Annotated in this window: 25 protein-coding genes; 6 read left to right on the plus strand and 19 right to left on the minus strand. The window is 33.3% G+C overall.

Translation table 11 applies throughout. From position 1 onward, the window contains the following. Nucleotides 1–18: 18 nt before the first annotated feature. Nucleotides 19–477, minus strand: a complete 459-nt coding sequence (locus CHB81_RS14670) for a hypothetical protein (protein ID WP_089352613.1) — start codon at nt 475–477, stop codon at nt 19–21. Between the two features lie 175 nt (nt 478–652). Then, nucleotides 653–1,276, minus strand: coding sequence for a M949_RS01915 family surface polysaccharide biosynthesis protein (locus CHB81_RS14675; protein ID WP_089352614.1), 624 nt, complete (start codon nt 1,274–1,276; stop codon nt 653–655). A 176-nt stretch (nt 1,277–1,452) separates the two neighbouring features. On the opposite strand from CHB81_RS14675, the gene CHB81_RS14680 reads away from it, so the two are divergent. Together CHB81_RS14680 and CHB81_RS14685 are read left to right on the plus strand one after the other, a co-directional pair. Beyond that, nucleotides 1,453–3,783 carry a GH92 family glycosyl hydrolase gene (locus tag CHB81_RS14680; protein ID WP_089352615.1) on the plus strand — a complete coding sequence of 777 codons (2,331 nt, stop codon included), beginning with the start codon at nt 1,453–1,455 and terminating at the stop codon, nt 3,781–3,783. A 208-nt stretch (nt 3,784–3,991) separates the two neighbouring features. Further along, nucleotides 3,992–4,435, plus strand: a complete 444-nt coding sequence (locus CHB81_RS14685) for a hypothetical protein (RefSeq protein ID WP_089352616.1) — start codon at nt 3,992–3,994, stop codon at nt 4,433–4,435. Nucleotides 4,436–4,552: 117 nt separating this feature from the next. On the opposite strand, the gene CHB81_RS14690 is transcribed toward CHB81_RS14685, so the two are convergent. The 15 genes from CHB81_RS14690 to CHB81_RS14760 form a co-directional block, all read right to left on the minus strand. Further along, a complete protein-coding gene (locus CHB81_RS14690) occupies nt 4,553–6,412 on the minus strand; it encodes a PDZ domain-containing protein (protein WP_089352617.1) in 1,860 nt (619 codons plus the stop codon). 99 nt (nt 6,413–6,511) lie between these two features. Next, complete coding sequence (locus CHB81_RS14695; RefSeq protein WP_068843242.1) at nt 6,512–6,790, minus strand: DUF2805 domain-containing protein; 279 nt, start codon at nt 6,788–6,790, stop codon at nt 6,512–6,514. A 120-nt stretch (nt 6,791–6,910) separates the two neighbouring features. Next, a complete protein-coding gene (locus tag CHB81_RS14700) occupies nt 6,911–7,738 on the minus strand; it encodes a sterol desaturase family protein (protein ID WP_089352737.1) in 828 nt (275 codons plus the stop codon). Nucleotides 7,739–7,830: 92 nt separating this feature from the next. Next, nucleotides 7,831–8,073, minus strand: a complete 243-nt coding sequence (locus CHB81_RS14705) for a GlsB/YeaQ/YmgE family stress response membrane protein (protein WP_089352618.1) — start codon at nt 8,071–8,073, stop codon at nt 7,831–7,833. Between the two features lie 42 nt (nt 8,074–8,115). Further along, complete coding sequence (aqpZ, locus tag CHB81_RS14710; protein WP_089352619.1) at nt 8,116–8,823, minus strand: aquaporin Z; 708 nt, start codon at nt 8,821–8,823, stop codon at nt 8,116–8,118. A gap of 24 nt (nt 8,824–8,847) precedes the next feature. Beyond that, the gene (locus tag CHB81_RS14715) at nt 8,848–9,204 is read right to left on the minus strand and encodes a DoxX family membrane protein (RefSeq protein ID WP_089352620.1); all 357 of its coding nucleotides are present in this window, start codon (nt 9,202–9,204) and stop codon (nt 8,848–8,850) included. A gap of 87 nt (nt 9,205–9,291) precedes the next feature. Next, entirely contained in the window at nt 9,292–10,188 is an 897-nt protein-coding gene (locus tag CHB81_RS14720) for a DMT family transporter (protein ID WP_089352621.1), read from the minus strand. Nucleotides 10,189–10,412: 224 nt separating this feature from the next. Continuing rightward, entirely contained in the window at nt 10,413–11,549 is a 1,137-nt protein-coding gene (locus tag CHB81_RS14725) for a peptidylprolyl isomerase (RefSeq protein WP_089352622.1), read from the minus strand. 49 nt (nt 11,550–11,598) lie between these two features. Then, nucleotides 11,599–12,672, minus strand: a complete 1,074-nt coding sequence (locus CHB81_RS14730; RefSeq protein ID WP_089352623.1) for a peptidylprolyl isomerase — start codon at nt 12,670–12,672, stop codon at nt 11,599–11,601. A gap of 15 nt (nt 12,673–12,687) precedes the next feature. After that, nucleotides 12,688–13,377, minus strand: coding sequence for a gliding motility-associated peptidyl-prolyl isomerase GldI (gldI, locus tag CHB81_RS14735; RefSeq protein ID WP_089352624.1), 690 nt, complete (start codon nt 13,375–13,377; stop codon nt 12,688–12,690). Nucleotides 13,378–13,381: 4 nt separating this feature from the next. Then, nucleotides 13,382–14,386 (minus strand): bifunctional oligoribonuclease/PAP phosphatase NrnA, encoded by a 1,005-nt coding sequence (locus CHB81_RS14740; protein ID WP_089352625.1) that lies wholly within the window; start codon nt 14,384–14,386, stop codon nt 13,382–13,384. Nucleotides 14,387–14,948: 562 nt separating this feature from the next. Beyond that, nucleotides 14,949–16,205, minus strand: coding sequence for a voltage-gated chloride channel family protein (locus tag CHB81_RS14745; RefSeq protein ID WP_089352626.1), 1,257 nt, complete (start codon nt 16,203–16,205; stop codon nt 14,949–14,951). Between the two features lie 159 nt (nt 16,206–16,364). Then, nucleotides 16,365–16,748, minus strand: a complete 384-nt coding sequence (locus CHB81_RS14750) for a RidA family protein (protein WP_089352738.1) — start codon at nt 16,746–16,748, stop codon at nt 16,365–16,367. Between the two features lie 356 nt (nt 16,749–17,104). Next, nucleotides 17,105–17,410 carry a chaperone modulator CbpM gene (locus CHB81_RS14755; RefSeq protein ID WP_089352627.1) on the minus strand — a complete coding sequence of 102 codons (306 nt, stop codon included), beginning with the start codon at nt 17,408–17,410 and terminating at the stop codon, nt 17,105–17,107. Continuing rightward, complete coding sequence (locus CHB81_RS14760) at nt 17,403–18,329, minus strand: DnaJ C-terminal domain-containing protein (protein WP_089352628.1); 927 nt, start codon at nt 18,327–18,329, stop codon at nt 17,403–17,405. Before CHB81_RS14760 ends, CHB81_RS14755 begins: the two co-directional genes overlap by 8 nt. Nucleotides 18,330–18,586: 257 nt before the next feature. On the opposite strand from CHB81_RS14760, the gene CHB81_RS14765 reads away from it, so the two are divergent. After that, on the plus strand, nt 18,587–19,003 hold the full coding sequence (locus CHB81_RS14765) for a hypothetical protein (RefSeq protein WP_089352629.1): 417 nt from the start codon (nt 18,587–18,589) through the stop codon (nt 19,001–19,003). Between the two features lie 289 nt (nt 19,004–19,292). Then, complete coding sequence (locus tag CHB81_RS14770) at nt 19,293–20,006, plus strand: hypothetical protein (RefSeq protein WP_089352630.1); 714 nt, start codon at nt 19,293–19,295, stop codon at nt 20,004–20,006. A 98-nt stretch (nt 20,007–20,104) separates the two neighbouring features. Here the strand turns inward: CHB81_RS14770 and CHB81_RS14775 are convergent, their stop codons facing one another. Both CHB81_RS14775 and CHB81_RS14780 read right to left on the minus strand, forming a co-directional pair. After that, a complete protein-coding gene (locus CHB81_RS14775) occupies nt 20,105–20,632 on the minus strand; it encodes a hypothetical protein (RefSeq protein ID WP_089352631.1) in 528 nt (175 codons plus the stop codon). 110 nt (nt 20,633–20,742) lie between these two features. Continuing rightward, nucleotides 20,743–21,204, minus strand: a complete 462-nt coding sequence (locus CHB81_RS14780; protein WP_089352632.1) for a hypothetical protein — start codon at nt 21,202–21,204, stop codon at nt 20,743–20,745. A gap of 273 nt (nt 21,205–21,477) precedes the next feature. On the opposite strand from CHB81_RS14780, the gene guaA reads away from it, so the two are divergent. Then, a complete protein-coding gene (gene guaA, locus CHB81_RS14785; protein WP_089352633.1) occupies nt 21,478–23,007 on the plus strand; it encodes a glutamine-hydrolyzing GMP synthase in 1,530 nt (509 codons plus the stop codon). A 61-nt stretch (nt 23,008–23,068) separates the two neighbouring features. Next, the gene (locus CHB81_RS14790; RefSeq protein ID WP_089352634.1) at nt 23,069–24,979 is read left to right on the plus strand and encodes a LysM peptidoglycan-binding domain-containing protein; all 1,911 of its coding nucleotides are present in this window, start codon (nt 23,069–23,071) and stop codon (nt 24,977–24,979) included. Nucleotides 24,980–25,030: the final 51 nt, after the last annotated feature.

Genomic DNA, 25,030 nt, shown 5'->3' on the forward strand with positions numbered 1-25,030 from the left:
AGATAGTATAGCAACCGCTTATTTTGGAATTGCAGTTTTAGCATTTAAAATTTCGTACAACTTTTTGTTGTCATTTGACAATGAAGACCAACTTTCTATTGACGAATACTTACACAAAATACTTGTGGTGCAATAACTGATTTCAATTGTTATATTTTCTCCAGCTCCACATGTCATCATTTTTGTAGCAAGAGTTGGTTGATTTATGATTCGATAGGCATATTTTGCTAAACTGTCACGTTCGTTTTTGGTAAAGTTTAGTTTTTTTTGGACTTGTTTGTATTTTCCATCTTTCTCCTTAATCCATTCGTCTAAAGAAGAAAAATCATCAGTTACGCAAATTTTTTTCCGATTTGATTCAAAAATAATAGTACAATAATCTCGCAAATTCTTATTTGCATTTTCTTTTTTTTGAGAACAAGACTGAGTTATAATGCATGTCGTAATTATTGAAGCTAATAATACAAACTTTTTCATAATTTGGGAAGTTTAAGATATCTGTTCTAATTCTTTATTTAGTTCTGACAGTTCGTGTTTAGGAATTTTGAAACCGAATTATTTTTCGGTTAAATGAAAATAAGATTTAAATTTCTAAATTAAATTAGATTAAATTCAGATTTGGAATTTGGAATTTTTAAAATTGGAATTTATTCTACCCATCCTTCAACAACAAACCCTGTTCCTTCCTAATTTTTACCACCAATTGATCAACATAGGATTTTACTTTCTGCGGAAGCGTATTCCAATTTTGATCTTTTTTAAAACTTCTGCAATAGTCTAAGTCACATTCCACGGCACGAATTACATATTTTTTGTTTTTGTAAACTGCAATAATTTTAACCCGTTTTATTTCATCATTTTCATTTCTCGTTCCGTAAACGATTATGGGTTCAATATAACCATCGGCATCAAGATCTTTGGTACTGCAATATTTTGTCCAGAACCAGATATTAGTTTCCTTAGGTTCAGTAGATTCTAATAAATCATTGATTCTCCATTTTTCCAGAAAACCACCGTGATCATTTATTGTAGAAATCGCCTGAATCTTTGTGTTTAAAGTATCTTTTTTGGAGATCGTCTTTTGGTTTTCGCAAAAAAGCAATTCATAAACACCGCCTTTGTCCTGATATTCAAAAGCTTTGTAGATAGGAATATCGGAAACTCCGTCAAGTTCCCTTTGAATTATTTCTTCCTTTGTCAGTCTATAACTGCTTACTTTTTGAGCAAATCCAAATATCGAATAAGAAAGCAATAGAACTAAAATTAAATTTTTCATATAATGAAGAGAGTTATGAATAGTTCAAAGATATTTAAAACCTTTTTAGCGCAGAAAATTTTAGATTTTTTAAAAAGCATATTTTGTTGTATTTTTCTACCCTAAAAGCATTGGTAAATCGTTTTAGTGAATGATCAATATTGTTTTAAACCAAAATAATAATAAAAAATAACCTGATGAACAGAGTGAAATGTAAAAGTTTTCTTTTTGGCTTAACCGTTTTAATGCTTGGTTATGGAACGAAAGCACAAAAGAAAATAGAGAAACAAAATCTAATTCAGTATGTAGACCCAATGATTGGCACTTCTAAAATGGGACATACTTATCCTGGAGCGACAGTTCCATTTGGGAGTGTACAATTAAGTCCTGAAACCGATACAATTGCTTACGGTTTAAACGGAAAATACAATGGAGAAGTCTACAAATATTGCGCAGGATATCAATATGAGGATAAAACGATTGTAGGTTTCAGTCACACCCATTTTAGCGGAACAGGACATTCTGATCTGGGTGATTTTCTGATTATGCCAACAACGGGAAAACTGCAATTAAATTCCGGAGTCGCTTCGAAACCATTATCCGGTTATCGATCTGCATTTTCTCATACGACCGAAAAAGCAGAACCAGCGTATTACAGTGTTTTTCTGGAAGATCATAAAATCAAAGCCGAACTTACGGCAACAACACGCGTGGGAATGCATCAATATACATTTCCAAAATCTGATGAAGCTCATATTATTCTCGATTTAACATCAGGAATTTACAATTACGATAAAAAGAATGTCTGGACATTTGTTCGTGTAGAGAACGATACTTTAATTACAGGATACCGTCAAACGAATGGTTGGGCGAGAACCAGAACGGTCTACTTTGCGATGTCTTTTAGTAAACCCATTAAAAGCTACGGACAAGCAGCACAGGAAAAAAGTGTTTACAGAGGTTTTTGGGGAAGATTTGATCAAACCAAGAATTTTCCGGAAATGGCAGGTCAAAACCTGAAATTATTCTTTGATTTCAGTACGGAAGAAGGAGAAAAAATCAAAATCAAAATGGCACTTTCTCCGGTAAGTTCTGCAGGAGCACTTGAAAACATGAAAAAAGAAATTCCGGGTTGGGATTTCGAAAAAGTAAAAAAACAAAGTCAGGAAGTTTGGAACAACGAACTGAATAAAATTCAGATTGAAACTATCCAGAAAGAAGATTTAGTGAATTTTTACACTTCAATGTACCATGCATTTTTAGGTCCAACAGAGTACATGGATTTAGATGGAAATTACAAAGGTCTGGATATGAATGTTCATAAAGCCGAGAATTTTAAAAATTATACCAGTTATTCTTTGTGGGATACCTACAGAGCTTTGCATCCACTTTTTAATTTGGTTCAACCAGCAAGAAACTCGGATATGATTAGTTCAATGTTGGCGCATTCAGATCAAAGCGTGCATAAAATGCTGCCAATCTGGTCACATTATGCCAATGAAAACTGGTGTATGATAGGTTATCATTCTGTATCTGTTATTGCAGATGCTATTGTAAAAGGCAACGGAAATTTTGATAAAGAAAAAGCACTTCAGGCTTGCGTGAACACCGCTAAAGTTTCCTATTATGACGGATTGGAATATTATATGAAAATGGGTTATGTTCCTGAGGACAAAAACGGTTCTTCGGTTTCTAAAACATTAGAATATGCTTATGACGATTGGGCAATTGCTCAGGCGGCTAAAAAGCTTGGTAAAACAGGTATTTATAATGAATTTATCGAAAGATCTAAAAATTATAAAAATGTTTATGATGCTAAAACAGGCTTCATGCGTCCTAAATTAAACGACGGAACTTTCAAAAAAGAATTTGATCCGCTTGATACACATGGACAAGGTTTTATTGAAGGGAATTCATGGAATTATAGTTTGTATGTTCCCCAAGATCCGGCAGAAATGATTAAAATGATGGGCGGAAATGACAAATTTAATGTTCGTTTGGATTCATTATTCAGTATGCATTTGCCAGACAAGTATTTTGAAAATACCGAAGATATTACCAGAGACGGAATCATCGGAAATTATGTACATGGAAACGAACCTTCACATCATGTGGTTTATCTGTACGATTGGACCAATTCGCCGTGGAAAGCTCAGGATAAAATTAGAATGATTTTGAAAAAAATGTATAGAAACGGTGCAGATGGTTTAGGCGGAAATGACGACTTTGGACAAATGAGTGCCTGGTACATTTTTAGCAGTTTAGGATTTTATCCAGTTGCGCCGGGTTCTGATGAATATGCATTAGGAAGTCCGTTGGTTAAAAAAGCCATTTTTAATTTAGAAAACGGAAGGAATTTCGAAGTAGAAACCATAAATCAATCGGATAAAAATGTTTTTGTGAGTAAAGTGCTTTTAAATGGAAAACAATTAGATAAACCTTTCCTGAAACATTCAGATGTTATTAATGGCGGAAAAATTACTTTTTATATGAGTAATAAGCCGAATAAGAAGAATTATCAGAATTAAATTGCCCGCGGATTAGGCGGATAAAACGGGTTTACACAGATTTTATTATTAATTTATAATAGAGTTATTCTTGGCCACGAATTTCACGAATTTGCACTAATTAAATTCGTGCTAATTCGTGAAATTTGTGGCTAAAAAAATAATAAAAAAGAATCATAACAGACTTTGCAAAAACTTCCCGAAATTTGCACTTTAAATAAAAATAAATATGAAAATAAATCTAAAATCAGGAATTGATAAGTTGCTTTTCGGAATGAAGCAAAATGATGTAACGGCTGCTTTAGGAAAACCGGATAAAAATTATGTAGATGAAGATGATAACGTGATTTTTGTGTACAATGCACAAAAAATCAGATTGACATTTTATCAGGAAGAAGACTTGAAATTGGGTTATGCAGTAGCTTCAAGCAATGATTTAGAAGTTTTTGGATTCAAACTTATCGGAAGAAAAATTGCTGACGTAAAGAAAGATTTAGCAACAAAAGGAATTACAAAATATACTCAGGAAACTTTTGATACTTTCGAAAACTATTTCAATGAAGACAATTGGTTTATTCTTCAAACGGAATTTGACGAAGTTGTAAAGTTTGAAGTTGGAGCAATTATCAATGATAAAGATGAATTTGACTGGAAATTTCCGGTTAAGAAGTAATAACGTAGATAAACCTTTGTCAAAGTTTTAAACTTTGACAAAGGTTTATACGCAAAGACAAGACACAAAAAAAACCGACAAGTAATTGTCGGTTTTTTTTGTGTCTTTAAAAAGAAATTATCCTTTTAACCATGCATTTTTAAGTTTCTCTTTTGAAGCGTCAGTTGCTTTAAAAGTTTCTGTTTCTTCGTATGGTAATTTCACAGTTCCTTTAATAGTTTCTTCTTTACCAGCACGTTTTATTTGAAGCGTGATAGGATCATTTTCTTTCCAGTTTTCACTTTCTGTGATCAAATCATAAATATTATCCAGACTGTACGTTTTTCCGTTTACAGCAGTGATAATATCACCAGCTTTAAGATTTAAATTAGTGAAGAATACATTTAAATCAATATCAGCACGAACATTTATTGCTTTAGTTGCTTTGTCAACACCAATATATGGAGTTTGTCCTTTTAAGAAAATTGGGCCCGGTTTTTTCTCCGTTGCTTTTGTAACACCAACTTTTGCTAGATAAAAATCATATGGAATTGGAGTTGGCCCGGCTACATATTTATTCAAAAATTCTCCAACTTCAGGATAAGTTAATTGTGTAATTTTTGCAAAAAGCTCATCATCGTTAAACGGTTTTTCAATACCATATTCGCTAGATAATTTATGCATTAAATCCAGAATTCCTCTTTCTCCGTTGCTTTTTTCTCTGATGATAATGTCAATACACATTCCAATCAAAGCGCCTTTTTGATACACATTTAAGTATTGATCTTTGTATGGCTGCTCTAGAACATTTTTACTCATTACAGTAAATGGCATCGTATCATTTAATCCTTTTGCCTGCTCGATTTTGTCAGCAATACGAGTATAGAATTCTGCTTCACCAATTAAACCCTGATTGATTTGAAAAAGATTAGCAAAATATTCTGTTACACCTTCATACATCCATAAATGCTCAGACATTTTTGGTGCATTATAATCAAAAAACTGAATTTCTTTTGAGTGAATTGTTAGTGGAGTCACAATATGAAAAAACTCATGCGAAACAACATCTTTCATTGTTTCTACCAGTTTTTCTTTTGGCATAGATTCCGGTAAAACTACTGTAGTAGCAGTTGGGTGCTCTAAAGCTCCAAAACCGTGTGCATCGTCTTTTGCCATAGATGATAAGTACAATAAAACGGTATATTTCTTATTAGCATTTACTTTCCCTAAAAAGTTTTTCTGAGCCGTCATCATTGTTTTCATGTCCGGAGTGATACTTTCAGCAGTAAATTTTCCTGTTGGAGAATAAACAGCGATTAAAATATCCATTCCGTTTACGTTAAATGTAGTGTAATCCGGCTTAGAATACATAATTGGATTTTCAACCAAAACTGCATAACGAGACGTTGTAAAAACATCGCTTGTTTTGCTTGCATCCTCGTCAGTCATTGAAGTTGCTCCCCAAAGTGTTTCCGGATGTGTAATGGTAACTTTGTAAGGAATTTCTAATTTGTCTTGAAAATAACCAACAAAACCATGTGTGTTTATCATGAAATTGATTCCGGCATTGATATTTGTTCCCGCTGGCGAAAACACGTCATCGTTACCAAATCCTGTTCCTTTTTCAGTATCAAAAGTATCACCAACTAAGTAAGTAACTTTTTTTAATGATTTTGCATTTGAAATTGACCAGGAGTTATCGTCAATTCTTTTTACTGTTAATGCATTTCCTTTAGCATCAAAAGCTTTGAAGCTATCGGAGTATTTACCGTAATTATCCGTAGAATAAGTTCCAGGAACTGTTTTTGGAATGCTGTAAATAACCTCGTCAGTTTTTATTTGTGGAGGCGTAACAGTTACCAGTACTTTATCGTCTTTTACATCGACAAGATTAATATTGACCTCTACTACATTGCTTTTTGCAGCGCCGGAAGAGCTCCCTGTTTTACAGCTCCAAAGCGTTACTGCAAGAGCTAAAGTATAAAGTATTTTTTTCATTTGAATAAGTTTAGTTATTTGTATTTGTCATGCAAAAGGCAAAAAAGTTACAAGAAATTAAAAATATAAAAAAAACTCCTGAAGCACAGGAGTTTTGTCTTAGTCTAGTTTATTTTTTATATAATACTTACCGTCCAAATCTTCATCAAAATCATCTATTTTAACTGGTTTTGGTTTTGGTTTATTAGCAATGGCCTTCTTTTTCCACATCTCAAATTTTTCAAGAGGCATTTTCTTCTTCATGATTTCCAGAACTTCTTTTTCTGCCAATCCAAATTCTTTTTTTATGATTTCAAATGGATTTTTTTCTTCTAAAGCTAGCGAAACAAGTCTTTCCGTTTGTTCCCAATTCAATTCTTTGCGGTTACTCTTTTTCATCACGTGAAAATTAATTCAAAATAGAGGTTAATGATTAATAGATTGATTTTCAATTTAAGTATCAATATTAATAAAAAAAATAATTACTTGGTAGGTTCAAGTACGTTTTTTTTACTGTTTTTAACTGTTTTTTATGGATCTCGATTTTTGAAACGGAATTTTCAATAAATTTTTCAGTTTATTGTTTTCTTCGGGCATCATATGAGTATCAACTCCATAAACTAATTTGTCTTTATCTAATGTTGTAAAGGTGCCAAAAATACGATCCCAAATCGAAAATATGTTTCCATAATTGCTGTCTGTATAAGGAACAACATAATGATGATGGACTTTGTGCATATTAGGAGAAACGATAAAATAACTCAAAAAAACATCCAGTTTATTAGGCAGCGAAATATTGGCATGATTAAATTGTGTCGCTACAACAGATAAAGTTTGGTACAAAAAGACCATCCACATTGGAGTTCCAACAATTAAAACTCCCAGAGCAGTAAATACAAACCGAATTACACTTTCGCCCGGATGATGTCTGTTGGCAGTTGTAGTATCAATCCAGGTATCAGTATGATGAACAATATGAAAACGCCACAAAAATTTTATTTTATGTTGGATATAATGTGGCAAATAAGCCCCGATTAAATCCAATAAAAGCAATCCTATTAAGGTATAAACCAAAATTGGGATTTCCGGAAGCCATTGTAAAATTCCAAAATTATGTTCAGTTGTCCAGAATGCTGTTTTGATTAAGATAAAAGCCAATAAAAAGTTGATAATAATGGTTGTCAATGTCAGGAAAAAATTGATTCCTGCATGATGCCATTTTTTATATTGCATTCGGAATAGGGGAAAGGTGTTTTCTATGATCCAAAAGAACGTTATTCCTCCAACCAAAATTAAGCTTCGGTGCGAGGACGGAATCGTACTGAAATAGGCAATTACTTGATTCATCATAATTGGATTTAAAATAAAAATAAGAAAGAGAAAATCAAATATAAATATATCAGATTTTCTCTTTCAAAATGAGGTTACTTAAATAGTAATTATGCTTTTTTTACGAGACTAATTATAAATAATAGAACCCAGGCACCTCCAACGGCTATAATAATTTGCCAAAGAAGTCCGCCACCGCCAATACCCAGTTTTCCGGCGATCCAGCCGCCAACGATTCCGCCAATGATTCCAACGACGATATTACCTAGTAATCCAAAGCCGGCACCTTTCCAGACCTGTCCTGCCAACCATCCTGAGATAGCTCCTATAAGTAAGAAATATAAAAATTCCATAATGTTAAGTTTATTTAGTTATGATTTGATTTATAAGGGAAATTAAGCTTCTGCGTGATTTTGCAATAATGTTTTGTAAATAAATCCGGCGACTATTGCTCCTAAAATTGGTGCCAGCCAAAACAACCAAACCTGAGATAAAGGCTCGCCTCCAACAAAAATAGCTTGTGATAATGATCTTGCAGGATTTACTGAAGTATTGGTAATAGGGATACTTATTAAGTGAATTAATGTCAGGGCTAAACCAATAGCGATTCCGGCAAATCTTCCGTTTGCAAATTTATCAGTAGCTCCAAGAATTACTAATAAGAAGAATAATGTCAGAACAAATTCAGCTATGAATGCAGATTGCAAAGAATAGCCGTCAGGTGAGAATGCGCCAAAACCATTTGAAGCAAAAGCGCCGGCTTTAGTATTATCAATTACATTTCCTGCTTTGCCTGACCAGATTATAAATAATGTTCCGGCTGCAGCCAATGCACCAACGCATTGCGAAATAATGTAAGGTAATAAGTCTTTTGCCGGGAATCTTCCTCCGGCCCATAAACCAAAAGATACAGCAGGATTAAAATGTCCGCCAGAAATATGCCCAACAGCGTAGGCCATTGTTAGTACGGTTAAACCAAATGCTAAAGCAACACCTGCAAATCCAATTCCTAGATTAGGAATACCAGCGGCAAAAAGGGCACTTCCGCAACCTCCGAAAACAAGCCAATAGGTTCCGAAAAATTCTGCAAATAATTTTTTCATAATAAAATAATTTAATGGTTAATGTTAAAAGGTATATTGGTATGCCCAATACACTAAAATAATCTGTAAGAACAAACGTACAAATAAAATCCATTTTGGCAAGCCGAAACTCGCTTTTTTATTTTGAAACATATATAAATTAGCAGGAAATACAGCAATTAAGAGTATAATGATACCCCAGGCTGCTAAATTAGTTGTAGGATGAAACAGCAGAAGAATACCAAAAATTACTTCGGCAGCTCCGCTTAAAGTATTTATTAATTTAGGATTTTTAAAAACTGGCGGAATGATTTTGATATACATTCCGGGGTTTCTAAAATGATTAAGCCCGGCAACTATATAAAGAAAAGCCATTAAATATAAATGCCAGGGTAGATTCATGATATCTTGTTGTTTATCACGAATTTATAAAAAAATTAACAATTATTACATTACAAGACGTTTTTTTTTCGTGTCTTGCAAATTAAGCTATTTTTTAGACTTAAAATTTACATTCATAATAATTATGGCAAGAATAATTAATACAATTCCAACCCATTGCGTGAAGATCACTTCTTCATTTAATAAAACATAAGCCATCATAACAGAAACAGGAAGTTCAAGTGCTGAAACAATACTTCCTAATCCAATTCCGGTTAACGGGAAACCGGCAGTCATTAACATTGGCGGAATAATAGTTCCGAACAGTGCTAAGATAATTCCCCATTTCATGAAAATCTCAAAATTAAAAGGTGTTATTTGAGTTGCAAATGCAAATGAAAATACAATAATAGACCCGCCCAAAAGCATGTATAAGCTTCGTTGAGCAGATGAAATACCAGTAGCGACACTATTTGCTGTAAACATAGTTGTAGTAAAAGATGCAGCTGCTAAAACTCCCCAGGCAATACCTCTCCAATCTAATTGTATATCATTATGGATAATATTAGTTGCTAAAACAGTACCAATAAGTACGATGATTACCGCAACAACTTTCTGTTTTGAGGGTAATTTTTTTTCTAAAAACATTTCAAGTAAAACACCCATCCAAACAGTTTGCATCAATAAAACAATACCAATAGAAACAGGAATGTATTTTACAGCCAAATAATAGAATAAACTCGTCATTCCTAACGAAGTTCCTGCAAGCATCAGGCTAAAAATGTTTTTTGGAGTTGCTTTCACAACATTATCTTTATGTTTAATTTTTTGGAAGGCATTTATTAGTAAAATACCAATGATTCCCAGCACAAATTGAGATGTTGTTACTTCGGCAGTTGTATATCCTTCAGAATAGGCCATTTTTACGAAAGTAGCTAACATTCCGTAAGTTGTTGCTCCAATTGCTACTAAAAATACTCCCTTTAATACATTGTTTTGTGACATCTTAACTTGTTTAGATTAAAAAAATAAAGCCGGCAAAGGTAAGCTATTTTGTTTAGGAATTAATAGAAAATATGAATAAACATTATTATCACGTTGGTTTAGAAGGGGATTTGTATCGTAAAATTATGAATTTGATATAATTAGGAGAGAAGTAAAAATAAGAAACCCATCAAAATTTAGATTTTGATGGGTTTGATTTATATCAGATAAAAACAAAAATGTTTTTATTTTACATTTGGCTGATTTTGATAGACTTCGATTTCGAAAATCAAAGTAGCGTTTGGCGGAATAACACCTCCGGCACCATTTGCTCCATAAGCTAAATTTGAAGGAAGAATAAAGGTTGCTTTCTCTCCATCAGTCATCATAGCTAAAGCTTCGATAAAACCAGGAATCATTCCGTCTTTTTTACCTGCTGTAAAAGGAAAAGCTTTGTAACCGCCTTGAGCATCTCTATTAGCATCATATTTGCCATAATCTTTTGCTACACTTGCGATGCTGCTGTCAAAAAGATTTCCATCTTCAAAGTATCCAGCATAATGAAAATAAATTGTAGATCCTTCAGTAGGTTTTACGCCATTTCCTGGTTTAGTAACTATATATTTTAAACCAGATGCAGTTGTTGTGGCAGTTGCCTTTGCACTTGCAAAAGAAGCTGCTTTTTGTGCAACCACTTTTTGACTTTCTCCTTTTTTGGCTTCTTGTTTTTTTACATCGTCAGAGAAAACTTTTACAGCGTCAAATTTTTTCGCTGCAGCACCTTTGCGAGTAATAATGATTTTTGTAATCACATCGTCCTGAACAATTTTATTTACAACGCTCATTCCAGACACTACATGACCAAAAATAGTATGTTTTCCATTAAGCCATTGTGTGTCTTTATGTGTGATAAAAAATTGACTTCCGTTTGTTGCCGGTCCAGAGTTAGCCATCGCTAAAACTCCGCCTTTGTCAAATTTTAATTCAGGAACAAATTCATCTTTAAAGGAGTATCCAGGATCTCCAGAACCATTTCCTTGAGGATCTCCACCCTGAATCATGAAATCATTGATTACTCTGTGAAATTTTAATCCATCATAAAAAGGTTTTCCTTTTAGTGCTTCAACTTTTACATAAGGATTTTTACCTTCTGCCAAAGTAATGAAGTTTGCAACTGTAACAGGTGCTTTTACATACTCTAATGAAACAACAATGTCTCCTTTTGTAGTTGAAATTGTTGCAAAAATACCTTCACTAGGATTTGTTGCCGGAGCAGCTTTTGTTGTTGCAGCCGGTTTTGGTTTTGTAACCGGTTTTTTTGTTGTTTGCGCCTGAATATTAACTATTGCAAGGCAAAATAAAAATAGAAATTTAAATTTCATCGTGTTTCGAGTTTAAGTCTGTAATAACGGTTTAAAGATAGGAATATTATTACGGTTTCTCTAATAATTGAACTTCGAAAATAATATTTGCATTTGGCGGAATAACTCCTCCTGCTCCAGTTGCTCCGTAAGCTAAGTGTGACGGAATAAAAAGAATTGCTTTATCTCCAAAAGAAAGTTGCTCAATTCCTTCAATAAATCCAGGAATCATACCATCTTTACGACCTGCCTGGAATGGGATTGGCTGGTAACCGTGTTGCTCTGCTCTTGCAGGATCAAACTTTCCAAAAGTTTTATTAACCTCTTCTACGCTTGAATCAAATAAAGTTCCGTCTTCTAAGAAACCAGAATAGTGAATGTAGATTTGAGCTCCTGCAGCTGGTTTTTTACCAGTTCCTTTTTCAGTAATTAAATACTCTAAACCAGTACTTGTTTTTGTAGCTTTTGGTCTAACAGAAGCGTAGTAAGCTACTTTTTCTTGTTGAACCCCTGCAAATTTGCTTTTTTCTTTTGCTATTTCAGAGAAATAATCGTGGAATACTTTTACGGCATCAAACTTCTTTGCAGCTTCACCATTTCTAATAATAGTTACAGCAACGATTTTATCGTCTTGTTTAATTTGATTTACAACTTCTTGTCCTTTTTCTACAACATGCCCAAAAATAGTATGCTTTCCTTCTAACCAAGGCGTTTCAACATGTGTAATGAAAAATTGGCTGCTGTTTGTTCCGGGACCGTTGTTTGCCATGGCCAAAACACCGGCTTTGTCAAATTTTAAATCTGTGATTTCATCTTTAAATTTGTAACCTGCATCTCCAGAACCAGTTCCTTCTGGATCTCCAGTTTGAATCATGAAATTTTCAATAACTCTATGAAATTTTAATCCATTATAAAAAGGTTTATTTTTTAGATAATCCTTTGTTACGAATTCACTTTTACCTTCGGCTAATGTTACAAAATTGGCCACTGTAACCGGTGCTTTTTTATAATCTAATTCAACGATAATATGTCCTTTATTAGTTTCAATGTCAGCATATAAACCATCAGGTAAATTGCTGTGTTCATCTTTACAAGAATAAAATGAGGTAACGGCCAGTAGTAATAATAAAATACTTTTTTTCATTTTTAAAATGCTTTTTTATGGGTTTATTGTATCTTTTTTAGCTTGAGTTGCTGGTTTTACAGCTGTCGGTTTTGGTGTTGCAGTTTTTGGAGCTTGTCCGCCTGCTGTTTGTGTAGCTGCAGGTTGTCCCGTAGGAGTTCCCGTTTTTGCAACTGAAGGATCCGGTTCAAAATTTCGAAGTGTAACAGTACAAATTAAAGACTGGTTAGTTCCAATTTTTTTATTGTCTCCATGATATCCGTAAGCAATATGAGACGGAAATAAGAAAGTTACCGTTTCATTTTTGTGCATTAATTTAATACCATCACGCAATCCCATCATAATATCTTGTTTGTCTACATAATAAGTCTGTGGACCAAGATCTGCTTCTGAGTAAATGATTTTGCCTTCGATGTCTTTTACTTCTAAGTTAAAATAGGCGATATCTCCTTTTTTAGGTGTAGAAAGATCTGTTTGATTTCTTTCGTCATAAGAAAACCAATATCCTTTTCTAGTGGCAAAATATTTAGTTTTAGGATTGCTTTTGATTATTTTTTTGATAACCTCTTCTTCGTTAGCAATTATTTTCTTGTTGCGATCAACTGATTTTTTCATGAAAGTTCCTGAAGTTCTTGAAATAGGTCTTCTGGCATCTTCATGTTGTTTGCAGCTAACCAGTAACACAGCAAAAAGTAGGGTGTAAATGCTTAGTTTTAGGTAGTTCATGGGGTTATATTTTTAGTTTGGTTACTAAATCTTCAAATTTTGCCAAAGTTTCTTCCATCGAAACATCAGATCTTCCGCCGGCAGCATTACTATGTCCGCCTCCGTTAAAATGATCTCTCGCAAATTGATTCACATCAAATCCTCCTTGCGATCGGAAAGAAATCTTGATAATTTTCTCGTCTTTATTTTCGATAAAAATAGCAGTAAAAAGAATACCTTTTATACTTAATCCATAATTTACAATTCCTTCAGTATCACCTTTTACATAATTAAAAGAATCCAGTTCGTCCTGAGTAAGCGAAGTATAAGAAGTTTTATGTTCTGCAAAAACTTTCATGTTTTGTAAAGCACGACCCAATAATTGCAAACGGCTGTAAGAGCTATTATCAAATAATAAAACCGGAATTTGAGTATTTTCAACTCCCAAATCAATTAATTCGGCAATGATACGGTGTGTATTTCCTGTTGTTCCCGGAAAACGAAATGAACCTGAATCTGTTAAAATTCCTGTATAAATGCACGTTGCAATTGTTTTGTCCAGATCTTCTTTTTTGCCTAAAAAAGAGATGAAGTTGTAAACCATTTCGCAAGTCGACCCAAATGTAGTATCAGAATACATATAAGTCGCATAATCATCCGGCTTTTGATGGTGATCAATCATGACAAATGGAGCTGTTAGTCTGGCTAAAGTATGTTCCATTTCGCCCGTACGATGAAAAGCATTAAAGTCGAGTGTAAAAATAAGCTCAGCTTCTTCTAATATTTTGGTACAGTTTTCAGTATCTTTTTCAAAGATTTTTACGGTTTCAGAACCTGGTAACCAAGCTAAGAAATCAGGAAAATCATTGGGAGCAATCACCGTTGGCTGATGATTATTTTTTAATAAAAAATGGTATAAACCTAAAGTCGAGCCCATAGCGTCTCCATCAGGACCTCTATGTGGTATTATAGCGATTTTCTTTGGGGTAGCGAGTAATAATTGTATCGCTTGAATATCTTGTATTTTCATAGTGTGCGAATTTACATTTTTTTAATGTAATGTTGAAATCATTTTACAGATTAACACACTTTTAGCGAATGGAGATTTTGAGTTATGAATTATGAGTTATAAGTTGTTGTGGTGGAGTTTATATTTGAAGTTTCTCCTGACGCAGAATTTGTACACGGATAAAACGGATTCGCTAAAGGGAAAACGCTGATTTAAACAGATTTTATTAATACTGAATGGCATTGTAAAGCTCCAAAGGAACTATCTGTTTTATAGCAACTTCCCGATGTTTCATCGGAACATCTCATCGGTAGCCAAATAAATGAGGCGTTTTTTTTTACGTTCCGTAGGAACGTTTGATTTTATAAATAATGGTTAAAACATATACAGATTATGTACACAATTTGCCAAACGTCCCTACGGGACGATATCCCTCGTAATATCTTTTTTTGTACCATGAGATGTTCCGATGGAATAAATTGTTGTTTACAATATCTCATCAGGTTATTTTTGGCTAAATATTTTTGATTTTTAGAATTTACACGAAACGTCAAGATTTGGAATTTAAAGATTTGGAATTTAATTATAGATGTTCCAATTCTTCTTTCTGAAATTTCTGATACAACTTAAATTTAGCTCCTTTAACAATTTGCGCTTTATAAATTCCGATAGAACCTGATGAAAAATAAGCTACTGTGCAAGCAATTGCAATAAAAAGGCCGGGCTGGATTCCAAATAATTCCATACCCATAACGGTACAGGCGATAGGAGTGTGGGTCGCGCCCGAAAATACAGCAACAAAACCCAATCCGGCTAAAAAGGCAATTGGTAACGGAATTATTACTGATAAAGCACTTCCTAAAGTAGCGCCAACAAAGAATAACGGAGTCACTTCGCCACCTTTAAAACCTGCTCCTAAAGTAAAACCTGTAAACAGAATTTTAAGTAAAAAGTCATACCAGGGATTTGCATTCGAAAATGAATCTACAATTACCGGAACGCCTAATCCGGAGAATTTTGAAAGCCCAAAACCTGCAATGGCAATAGCAAGAATGATTCCGCCAATAAAAGGACGTAACGGAGGATATTTTATGTTTTTTGAGAAAAGCGAACCCCAGAAATGAGTACTTCTTGAAAATAATAAAGCAGCAAAACCTGATAGAATACCAATTATAATGACATAAGCTAGCGTCGAAATATTAATTTCGGGAACAACCGGAATACTATAATGGGTATGTTTTACTTGCCATAATTCTACCGTAAAGTAAGCAGCATAAGCGACTAAAAAGGATAAAACAATACTTTTAAGGTTGATTTTACTGAAATATAAAACTTCTAAAGCAAAAATTGCGCCCGCCAGCGGAGTTCCAAAAACCGATGCAAAACCGGCACTGATTCCCAGAATAATCAGAATTTTTCTTTCGGAATTATCCAGTTTAAAGAGTTTGGTAAATTGATCTGCAATTGCGCCGCCCATTTGTACTGCTGTACCTTCGCGACCTGCTGAACCTCCAAATAAATGTGTAAGTAAAGTTCCTAAAAGCACTAAAGGAGCCATTTTAAACGGAATTACTTTCTGAGGATTTTCATATTCTTCAAGCAATAGATTATTGCCTTTTACAATAGATTCTCCCCAATAATAATAACTCAATCCCACCAATAATCCGCCGAAAGGCAAAAGCCAGACAATCCAGTCATGGTGAATTCTAAATTGCGTAACCCATTCCAGAGAAACTAAAAAAAAAGCCGATACAGATCCGGACAAAATACCTGTCAAAACACAGATCAAAATCCATTTGAAAGTTGTCAGGAGTGTTTCTTTTAAGGTTTGAGAAGTCATTAATTATTTGGAGAAAAGTTTTTAGCTACGAATTTCACGAATTTTTACTAATTTATTACTTTTTAATTGAAGAAATTAAAAAAGAAATCTTTTCTAATTCTCTAGATTAGTAGAAAAATAATTCGCGAAAATTTGTGGAATTCGTGGCGAAAAAAATATTTATTGTATAACAGCTGTAAATTCAATTTCAACTAAATATTCAGGAGCAACCAATTTACTGATTTCATAGAAACCTGTAGTTGGTTTTACATCTTTAAAAAACGCTGAATGCGCTCTTGCTACATCTTCAAAAGTTGCAATATTGGTTGTAAAGATTCTTGTTCTAATGACATCTTTCATTCCAACACTCAAATCTTCTAATACTTTTTCAACACGTTCCAGGATGTTATAGGTTTGAGCATAAGCGTCGTCGGCTTTTACTTTTTCACCATCAACAATAGCCACAGTTCCTGAAACTTCAATAATATTGCCAATTCTTACTGCGCGGCAATATCCCATTTTGTCCTCCCACGGTGATCCTGTTAAGATGTTTTCTCTTTTCATTTTGTATGTTTTTTGAATTGTTCTTAGCATTTTTTAAAAACAAATTCCGGTTCGTTAATTGTGTTGCAATTTATAAAATATGGAGATGAAAAAGAACCAAATTTGGGCAAAATCATTTCAAAAATCATTCTTTTTTGTGATATTTTGAGTAACAGATTTAATTTTTTGCCACTCCCGATAGTTATTGGTTAATGTTATTAATTTAGCAAATTACGTTTTAATCTTTTTCTCGCAGAGACGCAAAATAGCCAAAAGTCTTTCACGCAGATTTAAAAAGATTTAAGCAGATCTACACAGATTATAATTAAAATAAATCTGCCCAAATCTTTTTAAATCTGCGTGAAACAAAATCTTCATCACTCTATTTGATGATGTTCGTAAAGACGAAGTTTATTTTGAGTTGTAGTTAGATTTTGTTGCAAAGCTTCGATTTTATCTAATAGGTTTGCGATAACATCAATACCTTCCAGATTGATTTTTAGATCATAATGAAGGCGAATCATTTTTTCGACAGCTGGCAGTTGTTCCGGTTGTAAATATTCATCTTCTTCGAGAAAAATAATTTTCACCAAGCCATAATTGTGCAGCTCTGTTATAAAGGTGTTTTCAATTTCATGATATACGCAAAATTGTTTTATTTGAATTAAGTTTTTACTATTCATGATTTCTTAATTTAGCTAGTTCTTCGAATAATTCTTTTTCTTTTGTTGATAATTTGGTCGGAATTTTTATAGTATAAGTAATGTACAAATCCCCAAACTGATTCTCTTTTTTATACACCGGAAAACCTTTTCCTTTTAATTTAACCTTAGTTCCGGGCTGAGTCTCGGCAGGAACTTTGATTTTTACTTTTCCGTCAAAAGTATTTACGAAAATTTCACCACCCAAAATTGCGGTGTATAAATCCAGATCAACATCGGCATATAAATTATTGCCTTCACGTTTAAAATCAGAATTATTATCAACCAGAAAAGTAATGTACAAATCACCATTCGGACCACCGTTTGCTCCGGGAGCACCATGATTCGGAATCTTTATAATTTGTCCGTTTTCGACTCCGGCCGGAATTGTAATTCGGATGTTTTTGCCGTTCACACTTAAATTCTGTTTATGAGTTGTATAGGCTGATGCGAGATCTAATTGCAATTCGGCATTAAAATCCTGACCTCTATATTTGGCCTGACCTCTGGAACTTCTTCCTGCAGAACCATACATAGAATTGAAAAATTCAGAAAAGTCACTTCCTGAAAAATCCCCTCCTTCAAAACCGGAATAACTTTGACCGCCGCTTTGTTGTTGTCTTGAATATTGTTGTTGTTGGTTAGGATCGTAACCTGCTTTTTCAAATTCATCGGCATGTTTCCAGTCTTTTCCGTATTTATCGTATTTTTTACGATTTTCCGGATTACTTAAAACTTCATTTGCTTCATTTATTTCTTTGAATTTTTTCTCTGCCTCTTTATCATTCGGATTCAAATCCGGATGATATTTTCGAGCCATTTTTCGGTAAGCTTTTTTGATTTCGGCTTCTGTGGCTGATTTTGTGATTTCTAATACTTTATAATAGTCTATATAATCCATAATGCCTGAGTTTTAATAAAAGTGAATTAAGGTATTGAAGTTAGGAATAAGTTGGTAATAATCAAAATTTTATATTTTCTGAATAGGGATTCTAAAGAAAATAGCTAATTGTTTATTTTTAATATAAATCTTACAAAATATTTTTTAAATATAGAAAATTGTCTACATTTGTAAAATAATAAGTAAACTATTGTTTATCATTTAAGGCAGTTAAAAAAAATGATAAAGAAATACAGTAACAGTAATATTTTATAATTATGAAAAAATTATCTTTTTTAAAATCAACATTTAGTCTTGTTCTTTTGTTAAGCATGTCACTTTTGTTGACAAATTGCAGTTCAAGTAACGACGATGATCGTAAACCCACAAATAATACTGCATTTAATATAGCTGATTTTGCATTAACAGTAACAAACAAGAAATTATACGGGGATTATTTGGCAATTGATTTTGATGTAAAAAATACCTCTAAAACATCTTATAGTGTGTATGAGCAGGGAAATTTCTCTGTAAAGTTTACTATTAAAACTACTGATGGTACGGTGTTTCAGAGAATCCAATATGTACAGTATGTTGAGGGTGGGGTTACTTATACAGATGGTGTCCATCTTTATTATACAGTAGGAAAAACATTAGATCTTACTACAATGACTGCAGTTATTGTTAAAGATTAATTTAATATTCATTAGAATAAAAGATAGGTATTTTTTTATTTGATTTCTGGTTTTTTTCGGTAGTCCGGCTTATCAAGGTAAGTCGGATTTTTTTGTTTTTTGATCTAATTATAGTCAGGGAAAATTTAAGAAGTACTCTTTTTGGCAGGTTTTTTGATTCCAAAAATTAGCCTAATATATTGTTATAATAGTCTTAAAGTTGTAGCGCCTAACTAAATTATGTTATTTTTGTGAAGCTATACTCCCATTTTATAAAAATTATTAAAGCCGATTCGATAATACTTTTTCAATGAAGCACATTTTATTTTTCATACTACTTTTTACAGCTGTAACAGTATCAGCGCAAACTGAATTTGGTACTAAATTCAGGCCTATTGCAGCGCCAAAATTTGGCGCAAAACCTAAGAAAACACCTATTCCTCAAATAAAAGATCCTCAAGCTGATAATAGCGATATTCCGAGTATTAAAACGCCAAATGTTTTTGATAATACGAGTATTACACCAAAATCTCAATTACAGGTTGGACAGGAAAAAAGTAAATTTACTATGTCTACAGAAACTGATTTTGCTAATCCCGGCGATCGTTATGTTGCTAAAATGGAAAAAGATTTAGACAAAACCTTAAGAGATGCGGGATTGCGTGAAGGCCGCGGACAATTGGTGAAGAAAAATATTTCGTTAGGAGAATTTAAAACCAAATCACAATACTTTATTGTAAAACTCAGAGATTTTGGGGCCATCGATGGCGATTTGGTAAAAGTATCTTCAAACGATCAGGTTATAAGAGATCAGATATTCTTAGATTCTAATTTTAAAGAGGTAAAAATCGTTCTCGCAGATGGTTTTAATAAATTAGATTTTGAAGCCTTAAATATTGGCTCTCTGGGAGGAAATACTGCCGAAATTCAGGTTTTTGATGACAAAGGACAATTAGTCACCAATGATTATTGGGACAATCTTGCCGCTGGATTTAAAGCTTCTATTATTGTTACGAAAGAGTGATTTTTTAAGGTTCTAAGTTGCAAAGGTTCAAAGGAACAAAGCTTCTGGAATTTTTTAAAACCTCTGAGCCTTTGCAGCTTTGAACCTTTGTACCTTTTTTAGAACGGATCTGCAGTAATTTTAAACTTCATATCAGCCTTAACGGTTACATCCTTTGTAAGCGATTCTTTTAGAGTAACCTGAGTTCTAATCTTGTATTTATCGGCTTTAATGTATTGATCTAGTCTTTTATCTGTACAAATTAAATCAATCATATTTGTAGTTGAATTGATATTATCCTGATAAGCTAATTCTATCTCGTCAGAATCTGTGGTCGAGATATATAAATGAATCGATTTCAAAAATGTAAATGTTTTGTCTGTAGGATCTGTAATCGTTAATTTAAGCGATTTCAATTTTACATCTTTCACCAAAGTAGCCTTGGTTTTGTTGTTTGCAAATTCAGCTGATGAATTTGTCGTAACCTCTGGTGTAACAATTTCTGATGGTAAATTGATAGGTAAAGTGCTTTTTATCTGAATCGAAGTTTCGTTCGAAATAGTAAAAGTCAATAAATCATCAACTGTATTACAAGAGTTTAAAAATAAGGATAAGAAAAGAATAAGGGCAATTGATTTTGATTTCATAAATTTTTTTTAGGTACAAAGGTTCAAAGGTACAAAGGTACAAAGGAACAAAAAAAGGGTTAATAAAAGCGAATAATTCTATTACTCTAAATTGAAATCGCTATTAATAATCAATAATGATTTGATGGCATTCCCCCTGCAGCTAGCATAAGACTCCAAAAACAGACACCAAAAAGAGATAAAATTATAGTAATTACAAAGCTAATTAAATAGGATTTCCCTATTGTAGGATCTATAGATTTTGGGTTCTTGGCTAATAGGAAGTATTGAATTATTAGATTGATTGTTAATAGTATTAAAATTGAATAATCATTGATGAACATGAGTGATGTTCCAATGCATAGTGTCATTATTGAATATAATATACCTAAAAGAATAATTTTTACACGTTGGTTTTTAATTTCGAAGACAAGATAGAAAGCATAAATAAAATAAGATATTCCTCCGATTAATGCAAAATCATAATATTGATAACTAGCCATATAGTCATATACAATTGGAGGAATTATTATTACAATAAAAATAATTAAAACGTGAAATGCTATTTTTTTAAGGGGTTTCTTAATATTCATTAGTTAAAAGAGAATTAATTAAATTTCTATAAATGTGGTAATTTTTTTGCGTTTTAATGAAAAACGTTCAGGTTTTTTGCGCTTGGTCTATTTTTGTTCTTTTGAATTTTTTAATAAAACAAAAAAGAAAAGGAGTAATAAAATTACAAATTTTAAGACCTCTGAACCTTTGCAACTTTACAACTTTGTACCTAGAAAATCGGACAATGAAAAAAAATATCATTTTTTCATTGTCCGATTTTTCATTTTGGAATATAAAAAGTATTTTTGCGCATGCAACACAACGTACTTATTTTAGATTTCGGATCGCAATATACTCAGCTTATTGCGCGTAGAGTTCGCGAATTAAATATATTCTGCGAAATTTTCCCTTACAATCACTTTCCTAGTGATTTATCACCTTATAAAGCCGTAATTTTAGGAGGAAGCCCATTTTCTGTTCGTGCAGAAGATGCTCCACATCCTGATTTATCTCAAATTCGAGGCAAGCTTCCAATGTTGGCAGTTTGTTACGGAGCACAATACTTAGCACATTTTAGTGGAGGTGAAGTAGCAGCTTCGAACACCAGAGAATATGGTAGAGCTAATTTATCTTATATTAAGGAGAACGAAGTTTTCTTTAATGGAGTTTCAGAAAACAGTCAGGTTTGGATGAGTCACAGCGATAGTATCAAGGCTTTACCAACAAATGCTGTAAAATTGGCAAGCACGCATGACGTAGAATATGCTGCTTACAAAATTGAAGGTGAAACAACTTATGCAATTCAGTATCACCCGGAAGTTTTTCATTCTACAGATGGATCAAAAATGCTGAAAAACTTTTTAGTAGACATTGCCGAAGTTCCTCAAAATTTTACACCAAATGCTTTCGTAGAAGAAATGGTGGCAGAATTAAAAGAGAAATTAGGAAATGACAAAGTAGTTTTAGGATTGTCAGGCGGAGTAGATTCTACCGTAGCGGCAGTTTTATTACACCAGGCAATTGGTAAAAACCTATACTGTATTTTCGTAAATAACGGTTTACTTCGTAAAAACGAATTCCAAAACGTATTAGATCAATACAAAGGAATGGGATTGAACGTAAAAGGAGTAGATGCAGGAGATCGTTTCTTAGGCGAGTTAGCCGGAATCAGTGATCCTGAAACCAAGCGTAAAACTATTGGTCGTGTATTTATCGAAGTTTTTGATGATGAATCACACTTAATCGAAGACGTAAAATGGTTGGCGCAAGGAACAATTTATCCTGACGTAATCGAATCTGTTTCAGTAAAAGGACCATCCGCAACTATTAAATCGCACCATAATGTAGGTGGATTGCCGGATTATATGAAATTAAAAATTGTAGAACCACTTAGAATGTTGTTTAAAGACGAGGTTCGTAGAGTTGGTGCTACTTTAGGAATAGATCCTGAATTATTAGGAAGACACCCTTTCCCGGGACCAGGATTATCAATCAGAATTTTGGGAGATATTACTCCTGAGAAAGTTCAGATTTTGCAAGATGTTGACGCTGTTTTTATCGACGGATTAAAATCTTGGGGATTGTATGATAAAGTTTGGCAGGCTGGAGCAATTTTGCTTCCTGTAAATTCTGTTGGTGTGATGGGCGATGAGCGTACGTACGAAAAAGTAGTAGCGCTTAGAGCCGTTGAATCTACAGATGGTATGACTGCTGACTGGGTACATTTACCGTATGATTTCTTGATGAAAGTGTCAAATGACATTATTAATAAGGTAAAAGGCGTGAATCGCGTTGTTTACGATATAAGTTCAAAACCACCTGCAACAATTGAGTGGGAATAGTAATATTTTTCAATTTAAGGCGTTACATTTGTAACGCCTTAAATTTTTAAACCTACTATTTATGAGAGAACTTTTAACGATTTCTCTTGTCTTTATTTTGTCTTTTAACAAAATAATTGCACAAGATTCAATTATTGAACACAAAATTCAAAAAGGAGAAACCGCCTATTTTATTGCCCAAAAGTACAAGGTTTCTGTTGATGAAATTTACAAACTCAACCCTGAATCACAAAGCGGAATCCAAGACAATCAAGTTCTTAAAATCCCAGTCCATTCGACAGAAAAACAAAATCAACAAATTACTCATGTTGTTGGTGCAAAAGAAACCCTTTTTGGCTTATCAAAACAATATAATGTTTCTGTTGAAGCGCTTCAAAATGCAAACCCAATTCTTGCCAACGGACTTCAAATTGGTCAGGAATTAATTATTCCGCAGAATCCTGCAAATCTTCCTAAAACTGGAATTACAACTTCTTCAAAAGTTATGCATCAGGTCGTTGCTAAAGAATCTTTGTTTAGTATTGCGAGACAATATAATGTGTCAGTTCAGGATTTAGAAATTATCAACAAAGAAATTTTAGTCAACGGATTGCAGATTGGTCAGACGATTGCAATTCCAAACAAAAGAAAAACGCTGGACGGACGTGTTCGCGTGATTAATCAGGAAACTGTTTTTCATGTGGTTGAACCAAAGGAAACCAAATTTTCGATTGCCAAAAAATACGGAATTTCGATAGATCAGTTAGAATCTCAAAATCCTGAAATTGTAAACGGTTTGGTTGTTGGCAATAAATTAGCCATTAATACCAAAGAGGTTAAACCAACAAACGAAAGCGAAGAATTGATGTTGGCTCTTGCCGAAAAACAAGTTGTGGTCGAGAAAACAAAAGCAAAAACGGTTGAAATTGATGATTTAAAAGACAGATTGGTTGTTCAGAAAGAAATGAACCAGAAAATTATAAAAATTAATGATCTGAAGGTCAATCTGAATGACATGAATGGTTCCAAAGAAAATTCGGTAGAGAAATTGCGTTTGGTTCTGGAAGCCAATAAAAATGTTCAGGATGTTTTAATGGCAAAATTAGATTCATTAGTAAATACGATGAACAATGATTTGGTCGATTTGAAAAGAATGGATGTTTTGAATGTGAACGAATCGAAACGTCTGGAAAAACAATCGTATGAAAGCATCGGAAAAACCAGTGAGTTATCTTCTCAATTAAAGAAGGAATTAGCCGAAAACCGAAAAGCTTATGCCGGATTAATGAATAAAGTAGAGCAAATTGCTGTTGAAGAAAATCAGGTATACAAGAAAAAAATCCGCGAAAGCGAGAAAAATACAGCCCCGACTTCGTTACAACAACGTCTTTCATTAGAAGAAATTAAACGTTACAAAATAGAGCAGGAGCAAGGCGATGCACAAAATCAGCTTTTGATTGCCAAAATTGATTCCTTAGATACTCAGAAAAAAATTGAAGTAAAGCGTCATATCAGTAAAGCTTCGTTTTATAGTATGGAAGCCCGAAAATTTGATGATAAACTGGCTTTGGTAAAATTGAAAAAATATCAGGATGAAGCAGTTAAAAATCAAAGTAAAACAACATCGGCGGAAGCTTCAAAAACAATTTCGCTGGAAGAAATGAAACGCGAATTAAAGGAAAATCCTCTTAAAAATGATAAGACGATAAAGGTTGAAGTTTTTGATAATCTTAAAGAAGTTTCAAACGGCTATTACTTAGTTTTAGGTATATTTACAGACGCGACGCTAAGAGATAAGCTCATTATGAAACTCATTGATTCTGGCGATTTTAACGCTAGTTTCTTCTTTAATATCAACAGTCTTTCGTATTATGTGTATTCGGATAAGTTCGAAAATATGGAAGAAGTGCTGTATCAATGCAAGAAAAAAGAAGAAGAGGAGTTATATAAAGAGATCGTTATTGCTAAGTTAGAAATTGATCTTAGAGAATAATTAGCGCAAAATTAACAAGTGGCAAGAATCTTGTTTTGAAGAGAAATTAGT

Source organism: Flavobacterium sp. ov086, from assembly GCF_900187965.1.
Lineage (GTDB): Bacteria > Bacteroidota > Bacteroidia > Flavobacteriales > Flavobacteriaceae > Flavobacterium.